Here is a 17,501-nt window from a genome sequence, read left to right as displayed (position 1 = left end):
ACCACCCGAGCACACGCTCAGGCGAACCGGAACGTCCGGGCCTCCCGGCGCGCGAAGCCCCGACGGGTGAGCGACCAGATCACCCGGAACGGCGTGGGCACGTCGCGGAGGACGCGCTCCAGGGCCTCCCGCGGGACGCCGTACCCGACCCACGGCACCGTCCGGACGGCCTCGCGCAGGGAGGCGCCCTTGCCGATCCCTGCCTCGATCTCGGCCCAGCGCGCGGTGTCGATGAGGCGCTGGATGATCGCGATCGCCTCGGTCTCCTCGTGGGCGAGGTGCCGGCGCAGCGACTCCCGCGCGGCGCAGACCCGGACGGCGAGCGCCGCGCGGGCGTCCTCGTCGGCGCGCCGCGCGAGCCGGCGGAAGCCCGCGGCACACGACTCCAGGAGCGGGTCGATCTCGCCGTGCTCGGACTCCATGGCCTCGAGCACCGCGATGTCCTCGAGCGTCCCGAGCTGGACCAGCGCGGGCCAGATGTGGTCGTCCTCCGCCAGGTGGTGCTTGTGCAGCACGGCGGCGAAGAGCTCCCACCGGTCCGCGAGCGCCTTCCAGGTACGCCGGTCGCCCGCCGGCGTGCTCCGCACGGCCCCGGCGAACGCGTCCAGGTCGCGGCGGAACGCGTGGTGCATCAGGTACATCGTCTGCATGTCGATCGGACCCTCGGGGGCCGCCGCCTGGCCCGGCAGCCTGAGCTGCCGGGGCCAGGTGGTGGGCTGGGTCGTCATCGGACGACCACCTCGGACTCGCGGGCGTCGAGCTCGGACCACAGCTCCTCGGACTCCTCCGTCTCGGCCGGCACGGTCGGGAGCAGGCGGTCCAGCCGGGCCGGCAGCCACCAGTTCCACTTCCCGAGCAGCGTCATGGTCGCGGGGACCAGGACCATCCGCACGACGGTCGCGTCGAGCACGATCGCGACGGCCATGCCGAAGCCGAGCTGCTTGACCACCGTGTCCGCTTCGGTCGAGAACCCGAGGAACACGACCACCATGATCGCGGCGGCCGAGGTGATGACCCGGCCGGTCGCGCCCAGGCCGCGCTCCACGCTGCCCCGGGCGTCGCCGGTGCGCAGCCAGTCCTCGCGGATCCGCGAGAGCAGGAACACCTCGTAGTCCATCGACAGGCCGAACAGGATGGCGAAGTTGAGGATCGGGATCCAGCTCGACACCGGGACGGCGTGGTCGACGCCGAGCGCGCTGCCGCCCCAGCCCCACTGGAAGATCATCACCAGGACGCCGTACGACGCCGCGATCGACAGCAGGTTCATCACGGCGGCCTTCACCGGGACGACGACCGATCGGAACATCATCGCGAGCAGCAGCACCGAGACGCCCACCACGAAGCTCACGACCAGCCACAGCCGCGCGCCGAGCAGGTCGACGATGTCGGAGAAGAACGGCGTCTCGCCGGTGACCTCGACGCCCGCGGGCAGGTCCGCGCGGACCGCCGCGACGAGGCCGGGGATGCGCTCGTCGGCCGGGCCGAACGCCGGCTCCGCATCGAAGACGCTGATCGCGCCGTCGGGCGTGGTGACCGGCCGGGTGACGCCGACGATGCCGGGCACGTCCGCCACCGTGGCGGCGACGGCCGCCGGGTCGGCCTGCGCCGTGTCGACGACGATCGTGAACGGCCCGTTCGCGCCGGCGCCGTACTCGGCGTCGATCAGGTCGTAGGCCTTGCGGGTCGAGGTGTCGGGACCGGCGCTGCTGCCGTCCTGCGGCCAGGTGCGCATCCCGAGGACCGGGGCGGCGAGCAGGAGGAGCAGCATCAGCGCGGCGAGCGCGGCGACCACGGGACGCCTGACCACACGGCGCGCCCAGCGGGCGGTGAGCGGCATCCTCTCGGCACGGGTCCGCCCCTTGCGGGTACGCCGCGGGAGCAGCCGGTGGCCGGCCAGCCCGCAGAGCGCCGGCACGAGGGTCACGGCGGCGGCCAGCACGGAGACGACGGTGATCGCGGTGGCGTAGCCGAACGTCGCGTAGACCGGGAGGCCACCGAGCTTGAGGCCCATCAGGGAGATCAGCACGGTGACCGAGGCGAAGACGACCGAGCGGCCGGCGGTGGCCATCGCGCGGCCGGCGGCCTCGTGCTTGTGCAGGCCCTCGCCGAGGAACTCGACGTGCCGGGTCACCAGCAGCAGGGCGTAGTCGATGCCGACGCCCAGGCCGACCATCGTGGCGACCGTCGGGGCGGCGGTGCTGACGTCCGTGGTGGCCGCGAGCAGGGCGACGCCGGACGAGCCCACGCCGAGGCCGAGCAGAGCCACCGCGAGCGGAAGGCCGGCGGCCACGACCGACCCGAACGCGACGACGAGGATCACCAGCGCCGCGATCACGCCGACGAGCTCGCCGGTGCCCTTCATGGTGGACTCGCTCTGGCTCGGCAGCTCACCGCCGAGCTCGGCCTGGACGCCGGTGTCGCGCAACGGCGCGATCGCGTCCTCGAGCGGGTCGTAGCCGTTCGCGCCGACCAGGTCGGCGTCCGTCGTCGGGACGTCGTACGTCAGCGTGACGAGGGCGGTGTCGCCGTCCTCGGACATCCGCGGGGTCGACACGTAGGAGACGTGGTCGACGCCGCCGAGGCGCTGGACGAGCGCGTCCAGGTCGCCCGCGTCGAGACTGCCGCCCGACCGGTCGTGCACGACGACCTGTGCGGTGGCACCGCCCCCGTCGGGGACGTGCGCGCGGAGCTGCTCGACGCCGGTCTGGGCGCGGGCGCCCTCGACGTTGTAGTCGTCGTGGAAGGCGCCCCCGAAGGCCCCCGCAGCGACGAACGCGACGACCACGGCGGCGATCCAGGCGGAGATCGTCCGCCACGGGTGCGCCGCGGTGCTGCGACCGAGGCGGTAGAGGATGCGGTTCACGGTGCTGCTCCCTGCTCAGAGGTGATGGTGATCGGTGGGAGCACTCTGCGCGGGGGGACTTGGGGCCGACTGGGAACCGGCTTGAAGTAGATTCAGCGCTGATGAGCCACTCCGAGACCCTCCTGCTCGCCGCGACCGTCGGCGGCTTCCTCCTGCTCGGCCTCACGGTCGGGGCGTTCGTGATCTCCAGGCCGCGGCTCGGGGTGCTGCTCCTGGTCCTCTCCGGCGTGGCGTTCGTCGCCGCGCTGGTGCTGATGGGCCGGGTGAGCAGCCAGTGGGAGGTGGAGAAGCGCCAGGCGGTGCTCGCCAAGTACGACGTGAAGGTGCAGGCCTGGGGCGCCCCGCTCGGCAGCGCGACGCAGTGGAAGGTCGACGGCAAGAACACCGAGTGCGTGGTCATCCTGACCGGCGCCGACGCTCCCGTGATGACGTGCGACGGCCAGGAGATGCCGCTCCGGGGCTGACTCCGGGCTAGACCGGCGTCCGCACCCAGGTCGCGACGCCCTCGTCGAGGTGCAGCTCCGCGTCGGTCTGCTCGGCCGCCTCGGGGTCGTGCGTGGCCATCACCACGATCGCGCCGCGGTCCGCCTCGGCGCGCAGCGCGGCCACGGCGCGCTCCCGGTTCGCGGCGTCCAGGTCGCTCGTCGGCTCGTCGGCGAGCAGGACGGTGGCCTGCGCCGCGAACGCCCGCGCCAGCGCCACCCGCTGCTGCTGGCCGCCCGAGAGCTCCTCGATCAGGTGGTTGCCGGACTCCTCGAGGCCGACCAGCGTCAGCGCCTCGCCGGTACGCCGGTACGCCTCGTCGGCCGCGACCCCGCCCGACAGCAGCGGCACCAGCACGTTCTCCGCCGCGGTCAGCGAGGAGGCCAGCCCGTTGCCCTGCGGCACCAGCGCGACCCCGCGCGCGGCCGCCTGCTCGCGGTTCCCCAGCGGCTCGTCGGCGAGCAGCACCCGCCCCGCGGCCGGCCGCAGCGCGCCCGCGAGGGCCCACAGCAGCGACGACTTGCCTGCGCCGGAGGGCCCGGTGACCGAGATCAGCTGGCCCGGGTGCACGACCAGGTCGACGTCCCGGACCGCCACCAGGTCGGCGTACTCCACCCGGACGGCCTCGGCGCGCAGCTCATCCATGGTGGTGGCCCTCCTCGGTGAGCAGGACGAAGTCGCCGTCCTCGTTGCGGTGGAACCGGACCAGCGTGCCCGGGGCGAGCTCCTCGCGGATGTGCAGCGGCAACGGCAGGAAGCCGTCCGGCGTGATCACGGCGTACTCCTCGCCGCTGCGCCCCTCGCCGCCGACCCGGCCGTCGCGGATCGTGATCGTGCGCGGGAGGTACGCCGCCACGTCGGGGTCGTGCGTGACGAGCACGACCGTGGTGCCGAGCTCGCGGTTCACGACCGACATCCGCTCCAGCACCCGGTCCCGGGCGGGATGGTCGAGCTGGCTGGTCGGCTCGTCGGCGAGCAGCAGCCCGGGCCGCGGGGCCATGGCGACGGCGAGCGCCGCCAGCTGGAGGTGTCCCGGCGTCAGCGAGGCGAGCGGCTCGTGGGCGTCGTCGGCCAGCCCGACCTGGTCCAGGACCTCGTCCGGATCCGGGACGTCCTTGCCGGCCCGGCGGGCCGCGCCCTGGGCGAACCGGACGTTCTCGTACGGCGTGTAGTACGGCAGCAGGTTGCGGTGCGCGCCCTGGAGCATCAACGACACGTCCTGGGCGCGCATCCCGTCCAGCTGCCGGTCCGACGCCGCCGACAGCTCCAGGCCCCCGACGAAGATCTTGCCGGCGCTGGGCCGGAACACCCCGGCGAGGAGGTTCAGCAGCGTCGACTTGCCGGCACCCGACGGTCCGAGCAGGCCGACCATGCCGCCCGCCGGCACGTCCAGGTCGACACCCGACAGCGCCGCCACCTCGTGCCCCTCGGACCGGTAGATGTGAACAAGTCTGGAAGTACTCACTCGCATGCCCGTGGTGGTTACGGCAGACGTCACAGTCACAGAGCGCCCTCCCTCAGGATTCGGAGCTCCGAGCGCCGCGCCATCGCGCGGCCGATCAGCACGGCACCCAGGCCGAGCACGACCAGCGCGGCGAGCGCCGCGACCAGCACCGCGCCCCACGCGACGTCGAGGTCCAGCGTCGAGACCAGCGGGTCCTCGGCGAACAGCGGCACGATCGGCAGCGCGAGCTGGGCGCCGTACAGCCCCACGGCGGTGCCGGCGACCACGCCGATCACGACCGCGGGCAGCTGGGCGACCACCGACATCCGGTCGATCGAGCGGCGGGGGACGCCGGCCATCCGCAGCGCCGCGAGGTCGCGGGTGCGGAACCGCCAGCTGCTCACCGCGCTCACGACGAGCACGAGCAGCGCGATCAGCAGCGCGGCGGCGCCGATCAAGGCCGCCAGCTGGAGGCTCCAGGCGGCAGCGGACTCGTCGTACGACTCGCGGACGTCGGAGAGCTTGCGGATCGCGGCCATCCGGACGTGGTGGTCGGCGAGCGCGTCGCGGACCTCGGCGAGGAGGGCCGGGTCCTCGTTCGCCAGCCAGACCGAGACCCGGTCGGTCGGCGCCAGCTCGGTGCCGCGCTCGGCCAGGTCGAGGTTGACGACCGAGGTCTGCGGCGCCGCCGCGGGCACCCGCTCGATGGTGCCCGCGCGTGCTGCGGGCTGGTCCTCGCCGTCGAGCCCGCTGAGGGTGAACCGGTTCTCGGCGCTGCCCGGGGGCAACGAGCCCGCGACCAGCGCCGGCAGCTGGCCGGGTACCCATGCCTGCGACATGCTCAGCTGGGACGCACCCCGGCCGTCCACCCGCAGGACGAAGTCGTCGGGGCTGCTGCCCTCGTCCGCCTGGATGCTGCCCTCGCTGGCGTCCTGGAAGCCGTTCCACTGACCCGATGGCCCGAGGGGGATCGAGTCGTCGCCGGTGGTCAGGGCGCCGACCGTTGCGTGGCCACTCATCGTGGCGCCGGGCAGGGTGCCGAGCCAGATGCCGGTCAGGTTGCATCCGGCGCTGCAGCTGACGTCGCTGCTCAGGTGCACGGTCTTCGCGGGCTTCGGGATGTCGCCGAGCGCGACGTGCAGCGTCTCGCCGGTGTCGACGACCTCCAGGTCGACGCCGAAGGTGATCGGCTGCGGGTCGCCGCCGACCCGCTGGGACCGCAGGGAGCTGTCGGTCAGGGTCAGGTCCACGTGCTCGCCGGTGAGTGCGATCGGCGCGGTGTCGGGCGCGCGCAACCGCTTCCACACCTCGTCCGACGGGCCCCCACCGGGGAACAGCGCGATCCGCCGGAACTGGTCCGGGATCACCGCCACGGTCACCCGTGCGGTGTTGTTCGCGGGGACGGTGCGGACGACCGGGGTGGCGAGCGTGCCGTCGGGGTCGACGTCGGCGAGCGCTGCGCGGACCGCGAGCACGTCGACGCCGGTCACCTCGGCGACGACCGGAGCGCCGGCCTGCTGCTCGGCCGCGGACGCGCGGTTGCGGTCGCCGACCAGCAGCGCGTCGGCGGAGAAGACCGACAGGGCGGTCGCCAGGGTCACGATCGCGACGATCCGGCGGGTCGCGGGACTGCGGGCCGCGTCGACCACGCTCACGCCCGCCCGCACCCGGCCGCCCCGGAGCAGGCGACCGCCGACGAGTGCGGCGGTCGGGGTGGTCAGGTGCGCGAGCACCAGCCCGACCACGATGGCCAGCAGGCCGGGCGCCGCGAGGGCGATCGGGCCGTCGAGGCCCCCGGTCGCGAAGACGACGACCACGCCGCCGCAGCCGGCGATCACCAGCGCGTCGGCGACGCCCAGGCTCCAGCCGGTACGCCGGGGAGGGACCCGGCGCAGCAGCGTGACGACCGGCTCGCGGGAGACCCGCACGACCGCGAGGACCGTGACCAGCGTGAGCACGCCGACCGCGATCAGGACGGCGTACAGCAGGGGTGTGCGGAGCTCGAACGGCGCATCGCCGGGCAGCACGGCCGTACGGGCGAACCAGGTGCCGAGCAGGGCGAGCAGCACGCCGGGGACCACTCCGGCCAGCGCCACCGGCAGCAGCTCGCCGGCCAGGAGCCTGCGGGCACCGCGACGTCCGCGGCCGCGCAGGCGGGCCAGTGCCACCTCCGGACGTCGTTGCTCCGTGACGGCGAGCAGCACCAGCCAGAGGACGACGACCGCGAGCAGGCCGAGCTGGGCCATGAGCAGGGGGACGGTGACCCGGGACTGGTCGGTCTGGTCGCGCACGTTCTGGGCCAGGTCGGACATGCCCGACAGGTACGTGACCGTGGCGCCCGAGATCGCGCTCGGGTGCTTCTCGAGCTCGTCGATCGCGGTCCCGATGGTGAGCAGGTCGTCGACGCCGACGGCTTCCCGGTCCAGCGGGAGGGCGACGGTCGACGTCTCCTGCGGGAACGTCGGGAGCCTGCGGGACTCGAACGTCTTCCGGGACGTGAGCCAGACGTCGGCCTGGAGGTGGTTCGGCGGCAGCGGGTCCGTCGTACCCGAGCGACCGGTGAGCAGCAGTCCGAACCAGTAGTCGCTCGGCACCTGGCGGTAGACACCGGTGACGGTCAGGTGGACGTTCGTCGGCGTTGCGTGCCCGCCGCCCTCGGCGTTCCTGGGGATGCCGGCGACCGTGAACGTGGTGCCTGTCGTGAACCCGAAGTTGTCGACGTCGGCCTCGCTGACGACGATCTCGCCGGGTCGGGAGGGACACACGCCGTCGACGAGCTCGAGGTGCTCGCACTCGCCGTCGCGCCAGACCAGGTTCGAGCCCGGGTCGGCGGGCCCGGCCGGGTTCTTCGTGACCGCGGCGGTGTAGCCGGCGATCGGGTCGCGGTAGTGGGCACGCAGATCGGGCGGGATCTTCGAGAGCACCACGTCCGGGGGCGGCGGCGGAGCCTGCTCGTGGAAGCCGAAGCCGCCCTGCTGGGTGTAGGCGGCGGACGCCTGGAGACCGCTCAGCGCCGGCGGGGTCTGGTCGATGACGATGTCGGAGAGCGCCTGGCGCATCGCGCGGTCGTACAGCGGGGCGAACGCGGCGCAGGCCGTGATCAGGGCAGCGAGCAACCCGATCACGGCGGCCTGGAACGGCCGGTACCTGAATCTCATCGAACCCTTTCCCCCGTGCACGCACCCTACCCAGTACGTACCGGACACCGTCCCAGGTCGGGTCCGGGTGCGTGGCGATCAGCCGGCGTGGCCGTCGAGGTACGCCGCGACCAGCCCGCCCATGCTCATGAGGTCGTAGCCGCCCTCCTGGACCAGCACGCTGGGCACGCCGAGCGCCCCGAGCAGCCGCCCGGCGGCGCGGAAGCCGTCCGCGGTGACCTGGAGCGGGCTCTCGGGGTCGTCACCGGCGGCGTCGACCCCGAGCGAGACGACCAGCGCGTCGCAGTCGGACGCCCAGTCCGCGAGCTCGCCGACGGACCCGACCCAGCGGTCGTCACCGGTGCCCTCGGGCAGCGGGAGGTTGCGCGTCGTACCCGCTCCCGCGCCCGCGCCGGTCTCGGTCGCGTGGCCGAACACGTGCGGGAACCAGCCCGCGGCGGGGTCGACGTGCAGCGAGCCGTACCGGACGTCGGGACGCTCCCAGAACACCGCCTGCGTGCCGTTGCCGTGGTGCGCGTCGAGGTCGACGACTGCGACCCGCTCGTGGCCGGCGGCGCGTAGCGCCTCGGCGGCGACCGCCGCGTTGTTGAGGTAGCACGAGCCGCCGTACCCGCGCGGCGTGACGTGGTGGCCGGGCGGACGGCAGAGCGCGTACGCCGCCCGCTCCCCCGCGGTCACGAGGTCGACCGCGGTGAGCGCCACGTCGACGGCCGCGCGGGCGGCCTCCCAGGTGCCGGGTCCGACCAGCGTCATCGTGTCGTAGCAGTACACGCCGGCCCTGCCGTGCAGCGCCGCCGGCGGTGTCGGGGGCATGCCGGCGAGCAGCGCGTCGGTCGGGAAGAAGTACGGCACGACGCGGTCCTGGCCGACCAGCTCGTCGTACGGACCGCGGGCCCAGTCGTCGGCGGCGGTCGCGAGGAACTCCAGCAGCGCCTCGTCGTGGACGGCGGTCAGGAGCCGGTCGTCGTGCGGGGTCGCCTGGTGCAGCGGGTGCGCCTGCAGGGCGGCGAGGATGACGTCGACGCGCTCGGGGAGCTCGGTGCCGGGCGTCGGCACGCCGACCCAGACCTCGTGCTCCGGCACGTGCTTCCTGGTCGCCGGCGACCAGACCACGGGGATGCGCACGGCGTCAGCATCCCACCCGTTCGCGCGGGGCTCCGGCAGGATGTCGGCATGCCGCGCGCACGGGAGCTGGGGATCCGGGTCGGCGTGCTGCCCACCGGCCCGACGAACTCGGTCCTCGACGTCGCCGGCGTCGGGCTCGGGCACGCGACCGTGTGGCGCGACGACCCGGTGGTCGCGCGCACCGGCGTCAGCTGCCTGCTGCTCGCCGAGGACGCGTACCGTCGGCCGGTCCCCGCCGGCGGCGCGGTGCTGAACGGCGCGGGCGAGTGCACCGGGTTCATCACCGCCGCCGAGTGGGCGGCGGCGGAGACGCCGGTCTACCTGACCTCGACCATGCAGCTCGGCCGCGTGTACGACGCCGCGTGCCAGATCGAGCTCGACCGCGACGGCGGCGTCGCGGACGACGTGGTGATCCCGGTCGTCGGCGAGTGCGACGACTCGTTCCTCAACGACTGCCGCCGGATGCACGTGACCTCCTCCGACGTCGTCGCCGCGCACGACGCGGCGCTCGCCTCGCGCGGCTCGTCGTCCGCTCCGGACGAGGGCGCGGTCGGTGCCGGGACCGGCATGACGTGCCTCGGCTTCAAGGGCGGCATCGGCACGTCGTCGCGGGTCGTGGGCGGCCACACCGTGGCCGTGCTGCTGCTGACGAACTTCGGCGCGCGTGAGGACCTGGTGGTGATCGGCGTACCCGTGGGCCGGCGGCTGCCGCCGGCGCCGTCCGCGCCCGCCCGGCCGGCGGGTTCCTGCATCGGGCTCGTGGTGACCGATGCGCCGGTCGACGGCGCCGCGTGCGCCCGGCTGGCCCGCCGGGTCGGGCTCGGGCTGGCCCGCGCCGGGTCGGTGGCGCACCACGGCAGCGGCGAGATCTTCCTGGGTCTCGGCCTCGGGCTGCGGATGGACCGCGAGCAGGCGCTGGACGATACGCCACTCGGCGGCCGCGCCCTCGACCCGCTGTTCGCCGCGGTCGTCGAGGCCGCCGAGGAGGCCGTCCTGAACTCGATGTTCACCGCGCCCACCACGGTCGGCCGCGACGGCAACACCAGCGAGTCGCTGCACTCCCCCGACGTCCTGGCGATGCTCGCATGACCGCGTCATCCCGGGAGGTCCGGATCCGGGTGCGGGACGGCGTCGAGCTCGCGGCGACGCTCTACCTGCCCGACCCGGCCACCGGCCCGCAGCCGTGCCTGCTCGAGGCGCTGCCGTACCGCAAGGACGACCTGACCTCGTCGTACGCCGCCGGCTACGAGGACCTCCGCGACCGGTTCGGGTTCGCGGTCTGCCGGGTCGACGTCCGCGGCACCGGGTCGTCGTCGGGAGACGCGACCGACGAGTACCCGCCCGAGGAGCAGGCGGACCTGGCCGAGGTGATCGCCTGGCTCGCGGCACAGGACTGGTGCAACGGGCGAGTGGGCATGTTCGGCACGTCGTACTCCGGCTTCAACTCACTGCAGCTCGCCTGCGAGCGGCCGCCGGCGCTGGGTGCGGTGTTCGCGATCTACAGCAGCGACGACCGGTGGACCGACGACGTGCACTGGCGCGGCGGTGCGCTGAAGCTGGTCGACCTCGTCGACTACAACCACTACATGACGCCGATGTGCGTGCTGCCACCCGTGCCCGCCGTGTGGGGCGACGGGTGGCGGGACGAGTGGTCGCGGCGGCTCGCGACCAACGAGCCGTGGGTGCTGACCTGGCTTCGGGAGAACGCGCACGGCGACTACTGGCGCGGCGGGTCGGTGCGCCTCGGCGCCGCCGGCGACGGCTACGACCGGATCGACGTCCCCACGATGCTGGTCGCCGGCTGGGCGGACGGCTACCGGAACAACTCCTTCCGCACCGTCGCCGCGCTCGCTGCCTCCGGCGTGCCGCACCGCCTGCTCGCGGGGCCGTGGGCCCACGCCGACCCGAAGGTCGCGATGCCCGGGCCCCGGATCGACCTGGACGTCGAGATGGCGGCCTGGTTCGACCGCTGGCTGCGCGGCTCCACCTCCGACTCCACCTCCGGCTTCACATCCGGCTGCGACGTGTTCGTCCGCACGTCGACCGGGCCCGAGCCCGACCTGGACCTGCACGAGGGCTACTGGCTCTCGCTGCCGTCGGTCCCGCCGACGCGGCCGTGGTCGGTGTCGCTGCCCGGCCCGTCCGTGCTGACCGTCGTACCCGACACGGGGACCGCCGCCTGGATCGACTGTGCCGGCCACCTGCCCTGGGGCCAGTCCGGCGACCAGCGCCTCGACGACGCCCGGTCACTGACCTGGGACACCGCACCCCCGCACGACCCCGTGGTCGGCCAGCCCCGCGCGGTGCTCCGGATCAGCGTCGACCAGCCCGTCGCCTCGCTCTCGGTCAAGCTGTGCGACGTCTTCCCCGACGGCACCTCCGCCCTGGTCACCCGCGGCACCCTCGACCTGGCCTTCCGCGACGGGGTGCACGGCCGGCCGGCGTCGCTCGTGCCCGGCCAGGAGTACGACGTCGAGCTCGACCTGGACGCCTGCGCCTTCCAGTGGTCCCCCGGCAACCGCCTCCGCGTCAGCGTCGCCGGCTCGGACTGGCCGAACACCATCGCACCGCCCGCCCCCGTCACGCTGACCGTCCATGCCGGCTCGGTCTCCCTGCCGCTGCTGGCGGGCTCCTTCCCGGTGCCCACGTTCACGCCGGGTGCCGAGCACTCGTCGGAGTCGATGCACGGCGTCGGATGGTCGATCGAGGACGACGTCCTGCGCCGGACCACCACCGCCCGGACGCACACCGTCGCCGACTACGACACGCCGTACGACGGCTGGGCCCGCGAGGACTACCGCGGCGAGGTGACCGTGGACCGGCGTACCTGGGAGCAGACCGCCCACGCGGTCACGACGTACGACCTGACGTGGCCGGGCGTTGCCGTGCAGGTGGTGTCCACGATGGATGTCGCGGTCACCGGGTCCGGCTACGGCGTGGAGATCGAGACGGTTGCCACGCTGGACGGGGACGAGGTCTCGCGGCGGACCTGGCGGGAGTCGATCCCGAGAGCGGCGGCGCGCACTCGGTCCGAATCGCGTTGACACCCCGCGGCCCGAGGCGGACCGTGGTTCGACATGAAGGTCCTCGTCCTCGGCTCCGGGCCGACCGGAATGCTGGTCGGCGCGGCGCTGGCGGAGCGCGGGCACGACGTCACCTCGGTAGACCGCGACCCCGGTCCGTCCGCGGACGGCACCTGGCGGCGCCGCGGAGTCATGCAGTTCGAGCATGCCCACGGGTTCCGGCCGCAGGTGGCCGACGTGTTGCAGCGACGGTGGGCTGCGGCGTACGACGCGTGGACGGGCGCCGGCGCCGAGCCGATGGTCGTCGAGGTCCCGGGTGCGGGCACCCGGACCATCGGCAACCGCTCGCGTCGTTCAGTCCTGGAGCGAGCCCTTCGCAGCACCGCCTCGGACACGCCCGGGCTGACGCTTCGCACCGGACACGTCGACGGGCTGCTCGCCGACGGCGGGCGGGTCACGGGTGCCGTGGTCGACAAGGTCCCACTGACGGCGGACCTCGTGGTTGATGCGTCGGGTCGCTCGAGCCGGATCGATCGGACGACCGATCCGGAGCTGGAGGGCCTGTGCGGGCTGACCTACGTCGACCGCACCTACCAGCTGCTGCCCGGAGCCGAACCGGGTCCCATGGACAATCCGCTCGGCAGCTTCAACAGCTACGACGGCTACCAGGTCCTGGTGTTCCTGCACGAGGCCGGACACTTCTCCGTGCTCTTCGTCTGCCCGACCGCGGACGACGCGTTGAAGCCGCTTCGGCTCGACGCCGTGTTCGACCAGGCCTGCCGCGCCGTTCCCGCGCTCGCCGTCTGGACCGACCCCGACCGAGCGAGGCCGACCAGCCCGGTGATGGTGGGCGGCGCCCTGCGCAACGTCTACCGATCGCAGCGCCGGCTCGCCGGGCTGGTCTCGGTCGGCGATGCCGTGGCAACGACGACCCCCACCCGCGGACGCGGGGTTGCGATGGCGTTCTCGCAGGTCGACGCCCTCCTGGAGCTGATGGACGACGGCGCCGATCCCGGCTCCCTCGTCCACCCGTTCGGCGCGTGGTGCGACGAGTTCGTCCGGCCCTGGGTCGAGGACCACATCGCCATCGACACCGATGCAGTGGCGCGCTGGCAAGGTGCGGCGCTCGACCTGACCGGCCCGTTGACGACCGAGCGCATCTGCGAGGCGGCCCAGGCCGACCCCCGGATCAACGAGTACGCCGAACCCTACTGGGCCATGACCGCACTCCCGACCTGTCTCCAACCGGCCGAGCCGCTGGCTCGAGCTGTCTACGAATCGGGTTGGCGGCCGTCGTACGCCCCCGGGCCCAGCCGGGACCAGCTCGTCACCGTGATCCACGGGGCTGCCTCCACCGCTGATGGAGGGGCTTGAACGGGTGCTGCTATCCGTGCAGCGACGGCGCGTACGACAACCCGACCACGGTGCCTTCGGGCGAGATCAGACGGGCGACTGTCTGACCCCACGGCTCCTCACGTGCGTCGTGCAGCAGCTCGTATCCACTCGCTCGGAGCTCATCAGCACCCGCGGCGACTGCGTCGGCGTTCGCCACCTCGAACTCCAGGCTCACCTGTGGCACCGCTACGTCATCGGGCCATGAGCTCTGGCCGAAGCACGCCTGGGCGGCCTGTTCGAGCGGCCACACCCCGAAGTGCTTGCAACCGCCGATCTCCTCGCTGGCGAAGTACTCGCCATCGAGCTGTTTGAGCGGCAGACCGAGCGCGTCCATGTACAGCCGTCGGCTCTCCGACGGTGTGGGCGTGATGACGGCGACACTGGCGATGAACTCGATCTTCATGAGACACCTCCTGGGCCTTCGGCTCCGGACACGAGCCTAGCTCCCACGACCCTCGGGCGGGACGTCCTCGACTGCCGAGGGCCAGACTGGAGGTGTGCCGCTGGAGGACCTGCACCCGGAGCGCGACCGAGCACTGTCGTTCGGGGTGGACGCGTCCGCGTACGACCGGTCGCGGTCCGGCTACCCCGCGGCCCTCCTCGACGACCTCGTCGTCGTCCCGGTGATCGCGGCGCTCGACGTGGGATGTGGCACCGGGAAGGTGGCCGTCGAGCTCGCGCGCAGACGAGTACCGGTCCTCGGCGTCGACCCCGACCCCCGCATGGCGGCGGTCGCCCGACAGCACGGCATCACGGTCGAGATCGGCCGGTTCGAGGACTGGGACGACGCGGGACGCCGATTCGACCTCATCACGTGCGGACACGCCTGGCACTGGATCGATCCCGTCCCTGGCTTGGAGAAGGCTGCACGGCTGCTCGAGCCCGGCGGCCGGCTGGCGAGGTTCTGGAACTACCACGTGGTCCCCGCGGACCTGCTCACCGAGTTCCGGGCGATCTACGCCGACCTCGCTCCGGCCGCCACGGTGATCGGTGGCGACCCCGGCGGGGTCCCCGACGCTCCCGATCCGTTCACCAGCCACCCCGCCTTCACCGCGTCCGCGCCACGCACGTACCGCTGGCAGCGCCGCCTGACCGGTGGCCAGTGGGCTGACCTCGTCGCGACCTTCGCTGATCACCGCCGACTCCGACCGGAGATCCTCCATCGCCTCAGGTCAGCGTTGCGGGAGTCGATCGAACGCCACGGCGGGATCGTGGACGTCGAAGGAGGCACCTACGTCCTTCGGGCCCGTCGCCAGTGAACTTCCCGCTCGTCGGTGGTGGCGAGTCGGGTTGCACGTCGGACGCACGCAGCCGATGAGCGGAGCTTGGCGCCTTTCACCCGGACCATCCGACCCCCGCGACTTGGTCAGTGCCAAGACACTGCAGTACGTCCTCACCTGAGGGTGGTGGCACGGTCGAGCTGTCCATCGGTTGGTGCGAGGCGACCCGTTGACACGCGGTGAGTTGATGAGCCGCCTGGTAGCCCGCGCAGACGTATGCCGCGGCGGCAGCCACCAAGAGGGTCAGCGCCATGGCCAGGACAGGGCCCCAGTGAGGCAACGGGCCGAGCGAGCGTCTCGGTTGGACTGTCATGATGCGGCCGCTACGCCTAATCCCCGGTGACCGATGCCTCGGAACATTCCACAGCGCTCCTTCTGGTGCCTCGCCGATGTTGAGTAGGGCGCGCACAAAGCATCCGGATCAAGCCGCATTCCGCGCGGTTCGCGGCATTGGGTGCTCGCAGGCGGGACCGCGCCCGTCGGCGGGTCTGTGGTGGTGCTTCGTCGGGCCGGTCGGCCTAGGTTTGTCGGTGGAACCTGGTGTGGTGTTTCGGGCAGAGGAGCCGGCCGTGCTCGACGTCGGTGGGTCCGCCTCGGCTCCAGGGGATGTCGTGATGCACGTGGCACATCGCCGGCGGCCAGTCGCAGCCGGGTTCGGTGCAGCCCTTGTCGCGGAGGCCGATCGCGACCCGTTGGGCCTTGGTGTGGAACCGGCGGGCGCGGCCCAGGTCGAGGACCTCCGAGGCTCCGCCGAGCACGGCGGGGATGATCCCGGCCTCGCAGGCCAGCCGGCGGGCGGTGGCCGCGGTGATCCGCTCCCCGGTGTCCAGGAGCGCGGCCTGCTCGAGCTTCCCGAGCAGGCTGTCGAGCGTCATGGTGACCACCACGGTCGCGGACACTCCGCCGGTCTGCGGGAGCTGGTCGGCCGGGTAGCGCTCGATGAGCTCGCAGAAAGCCCGACCCCGGCGTTCGGGTCCGGGGCGCAGCGGAACCCCGGGTTCTGGACGTTCCTGCCGTTTGGGGGCGGCGATCGCGAGCAGCATCTTCTTCAGCGCGGCACCGTGCAAGGACGGGACGGTGAACTTCCCGTGGCACTTGCCGTGCCCGTCGTCGACCATCGTGAACGTGGTAGCCAGCAGCGCGTCACTCTCTTCCCGTGCGAGCTGCCGGGCCTCGTACTCATCGGCCAGCTCCGGTGCCACCACGTCCATCAGCCGCTTGCCCAGGATCCGCAACGTCGGGGCGGTGTGCTCCCGTCCGGCGGCCACCAGGTGCCGCTCCGCCCGGTCGACCAGGGCCGGGTCGAGGTCCCCGGGCAGCTGGTCCAGGGCGGCGACGATCACCCGCGCCTGCTCGACCACCAGGTCACCCGCGGCCAGCGCGTCGCGGACATGGCCCCGAGCCACCAGCGCCTGGCCGAGCCGCACTTGGCCGAGCACCGCGGGCTTGGTCTGCCGGGTCCGGTGCGCCCACGCGTCCACGGTCTCGTCGTCGGCGTGCTCGCCGACCCGGGCCTCGAGCTCGGCCACCTGCGCCTTCAACCGGGCCAGCTGGATCAGCGTCGTGGTGGTCTCCGCGGCGTCCATGGACCACACCGACGCATCGGTCACCGAGCCAGCCAGGTCACGCATCTGCGCAACCGCGACCGAGACCCGGTGCCGAGGTGTGGCCATCGCTGTCATGGCTCTACTCAAGCACCGGCCACCGACACTGAGAGGCCCAGAACCCCTTGTTCCACAGGGTCCTGGGTAACGAACAGGTCACGATTCCGAGCCGCTTTCAACAGCCGGCGCGGCCATCGGATCCGCAGGCCGGGGGCCGGCGCCGACCACCCGCCCACCGTTCCGTTTGCTGCCTTTCGGTCGCCACCACCCAGGGCCGGAAACCCACGGCCATCCATCCCCTGGCCTCGAGCTCATCCGGCCGACCCCGCGAGGAGGACCACCGGCGGCCGACGTCCCAGCCGAACTCCGTCGCGGGAGCGCCGGCGGCATCACGCACGTGGTCTCGAAGGGCGGATCTGCCGCGGAGCGTGCGCGCCGTCCGGCAGGTCCCCTCCGGACGAGAGCCAGGAGTGGGCAATGCCTAGGGGACGCTGGTGAGGGTGTCTCCTTGCGCACGGCTGTAGTCCGTGGCGGTGTCGGTGCCACTGCCGCCGATGAAGCGGTCAGGACCATCTCCCCCGGTCAGCGTGTCGTTCCCAGCTGCGCCTTGCAGCCTGTCGGCGCCGGTGCCGCCGGAGACGTTGTCGTTCCCGCCTCCGCCGAACAGCCGGTCAGCATCTGCCTCGCCGAGGACGGTGTCGGCACCCCCCGAAGCGCACACCGAGTCGTTGCCGCTGCCCGCCACCACCGTGTCAGCCCTCGCGGTCGCCCTGATGACGTCCGCACCAGCGGTTCCGCGCAGGGTACCGGTGTAGGCCTGGCCGGAGTCCGGTCCGCCGACGATCCTCCCGTTCGCGACGTACACGGTGGCCCGACGGCCGTCGCAGCTCGGCGCGTTGCTCGGATTGGGCGACTCGGTGTCGTCGGAGACCGAGGCGCAACCGGGGTCGGCGGGGTAGTCGGTGTACCCGTCTCCGTCGTTGTCGGCTCCGTCCGCGCACTGGGGGTTGCCGGTCGGGGTGGAGTCACAGGCGTTCCCGACCCCATCACCGTCGGCGTCAGCCTGGCCGCCGTTGGCCACAGCCGGGCAGTTGTCCACCGCGTTGTCGACCCCGTCCGCGTCGGT

The 17,501-nt window shown here is 73.0% G+C and carries 14 protein-coding genes; 5 read left to right on the top strand and 9 right to left on the bottom strand.

Going from position 1 to position 17,501, the window contains the following annotated elements; translation table 11 throughout:
- Window positions 1-17 precede the first annotated feature (17 nt).
- Together N538_RS0115685 and N538_RS0115680 are read right to left on the bottom strand one after the other, a co-directional pair.
- On the bottom strand, window positions 18-728 hold the full coding sequence (locus N538_RS0115685; RefSeq protein ID WP_028638066.1) for a hemerythrin domain-containing protein: 711 nt from the start codon (window positions 726-728) through the stop codon (window positions 18-20).
- A complete protein-coding gene (locus N538_RS0115680; RefSeq protein WP_028638065.1) occupies window positions 725-2,863 on the bottom strand; it encodes an MMPL family transporter in 2,139 nt (712 codons plus the stop codon). The genes N538_RS0115685 and N538_RS0115680 overlap by 4 nt, the downstream gene beginning before the upstream one ends.
- Before the next feature lie 101 nt (window positions 2,864-2,964).
- Between N538_RS0115680 and N538_RS0115675 the strand changes: the two genes are divergently transcribed.
- Entirely contained in the window at window positions 2,965-3,327 is a 363-nt protein-coding gene (locus tag N538_RS0115675; protein ID WP_028638064.1) for a hypothetical protein, read from the top strand.
- 7 nt (window positions 3,328-3,334) lie between these two features.
- Here the strand turns inward: N538_RS0115675 and N538_RS0115670 are convergent, their stop codons facing one another.
- From N538_RS0115670 to N538_RS0115655, 4 genes are all read right to left on the bottom strand, one after another.
- A complete protein-coding gene (locus N538_RS0115670; protein WP_028638063.1) occupies window positions 3,335-3,991 on the bottom strand; it encodes an ABC transporter ATP-binding protein in 657 nt (218 codons plus the stop codon).
- Window positions 3,984-4,763, bottom strand: a complete 780-nt coding sequence (locus N538_RS0115665; protein WP_231496241.1) for an ABC transporter ATP-binding protein — start codon at window positions 4,761-4,763, stop codon at window positions 3,984-3,986. Before N538_RS0115665 ends, N538_RS0115670 begins: the two co-directional genes overlap by 8 nt.
- Window positions 4,764-4,846: 83 nt before the next feature.
- Window positions 4,847-7,948 carry an FtsX-like permease family protein gene (locus N538_RS0115660; protein ID WP_081790516.1) on the bottom strand — a complete coding sequence of 1,034 codons (3,102 nt, stop codon included), beginning with the start codon at window positions 7,946-7,948 and terminating at the stop codon, window positions 4,847-4,849.
- Between the two features lie 78 nt (window positions 7,949-8,026).
- Complete coding sequence (locus tag N538_RS0115655) at window positions 8,027-9,073, bottom strand: hypothetical protein (protein ID WP_051549343.1); 1,047 nt, start codon at window positions 9,071-9,073, stop codon at window positions 8,027-8,029.
- Window positions 9,074-9,121: 48 nt separating this feature from the next.
- Between N538_RS0115655 and N538_RS0115650 the strand changes: the two genes are divergently transcribed.
- From N538_RS0115650 to N538_RS25790, 3 genes are read left to right on the top strand one after another with little or no spacing between them, the layout of a single operon-like run.
- Window positions 9,122-10,162 carry a P1 family peptidase gene (locus N538_RS0115650; RefSeq protein ID WP_028638059.1) on the top strand — a complete coding sequence of 347 codons (1,041 nt, stop codon included), beginning with the start codon at window positions 9,122-9,124 and terminating at the stop codon, window positions 10,160-10,162.
- Window positions 10,159-12,117, top strand: a complete 1,959-nt coding sequence (locus N538_RS0115645; protein WP_028638058.1) for a CocE/NonD family hydrolase — start codon at window positions 10,159-10,161, stop codon at window positions 12,115-12,117. The genes N538_RS0115650 and N538_RS0115645 overlap by 4 nt, the downstream gene beginning before the upstream one ends.
- A 33-nt stretch (window positions 12,118-12,150) precedes the next feature.
- Entirely contained in the window at window positions 12,151-13,470 is a 1,320-nt protein-coding gene (locus N538_RS25790) for an FAD-dependent oxidoreductase (protein WP_051549342.1), read from the top strand.
- Window positions 13,471-13,480: 10 nt separating this feature from the next.
- Here N538_RS25790 and N538_RS0115635 read toward each other — a convergent pair whose 3' ends face one another.
- On the bottom strand, window positions 13,481-13,894 hold the full coding sequence (locus N538_RS0115635; protein WP_028638057.1) for a glyoxalase/bleomycin resistance/dioxygenase family protein: 414 nt from the start codon (window positions 13,892-13,894) through the stop codon (window positions 13,481-13,483).
- Window positions 13,895-13,988: 94 nt separating this feature from the next.
- Between N538_RS0115635 and N538_RS27545 the strand changes: the two genes are divergently transcribed.
- The gene (locus N538_RS27545; protein ID WP_051549341.1) at window positions 13,989-14,750 is read left to right on the top strand and encodes a class I SAM-dependent methyltransferase; all 762 of its coding nucleotides are present in this window, start codon (window positions 13,989-13,991) and stop codon (window positions 14,748-14,750) included.
- Between the two features lie 539 nt (window positions 14,751-15,289).
- Here N538_RS27545 and N538_RS25780 read toward each other — a convergent pair.
- Together N538_RS25780 and N538_RS28580 are read right to left on the bottom strand one after the other, a co-directional pair.
- Window positions 15,290-16,453 (bottom strand): HNH endonuclease signature motif containing protein, encoded by a 1,164-nt coding sequence (locus N538_RS25780; protein WP_081790514.1) that lies wholly within the window; start codon window positions 16,451-16,453, stop codon window positions 15,290-15,292.
- Between the two features lie 403 nt (window positions 16,454-16,856).
- The coding region (locus N538_RS28580; RefSeq protein WP_442937174.1) for a calcium-binding protein at window positions 16,857-17,501 on the bottom strand (645 nt) is incomplete at its 5' end.

This window comes from Nocardioides sp. URHA0032 (assembly GCF_000620645.1).
In the GTDB taxonomy this organism is placed as follows: Bacteria; Actinomycetota; Actinomycetes; order Propionibacteriales; family Nocardioidaceae; genus Nocardioides.
Note: the sequence above shows the minus strand (reverse complement) of the source record. Positions and strands in the feature narration are given on the sequence as shown.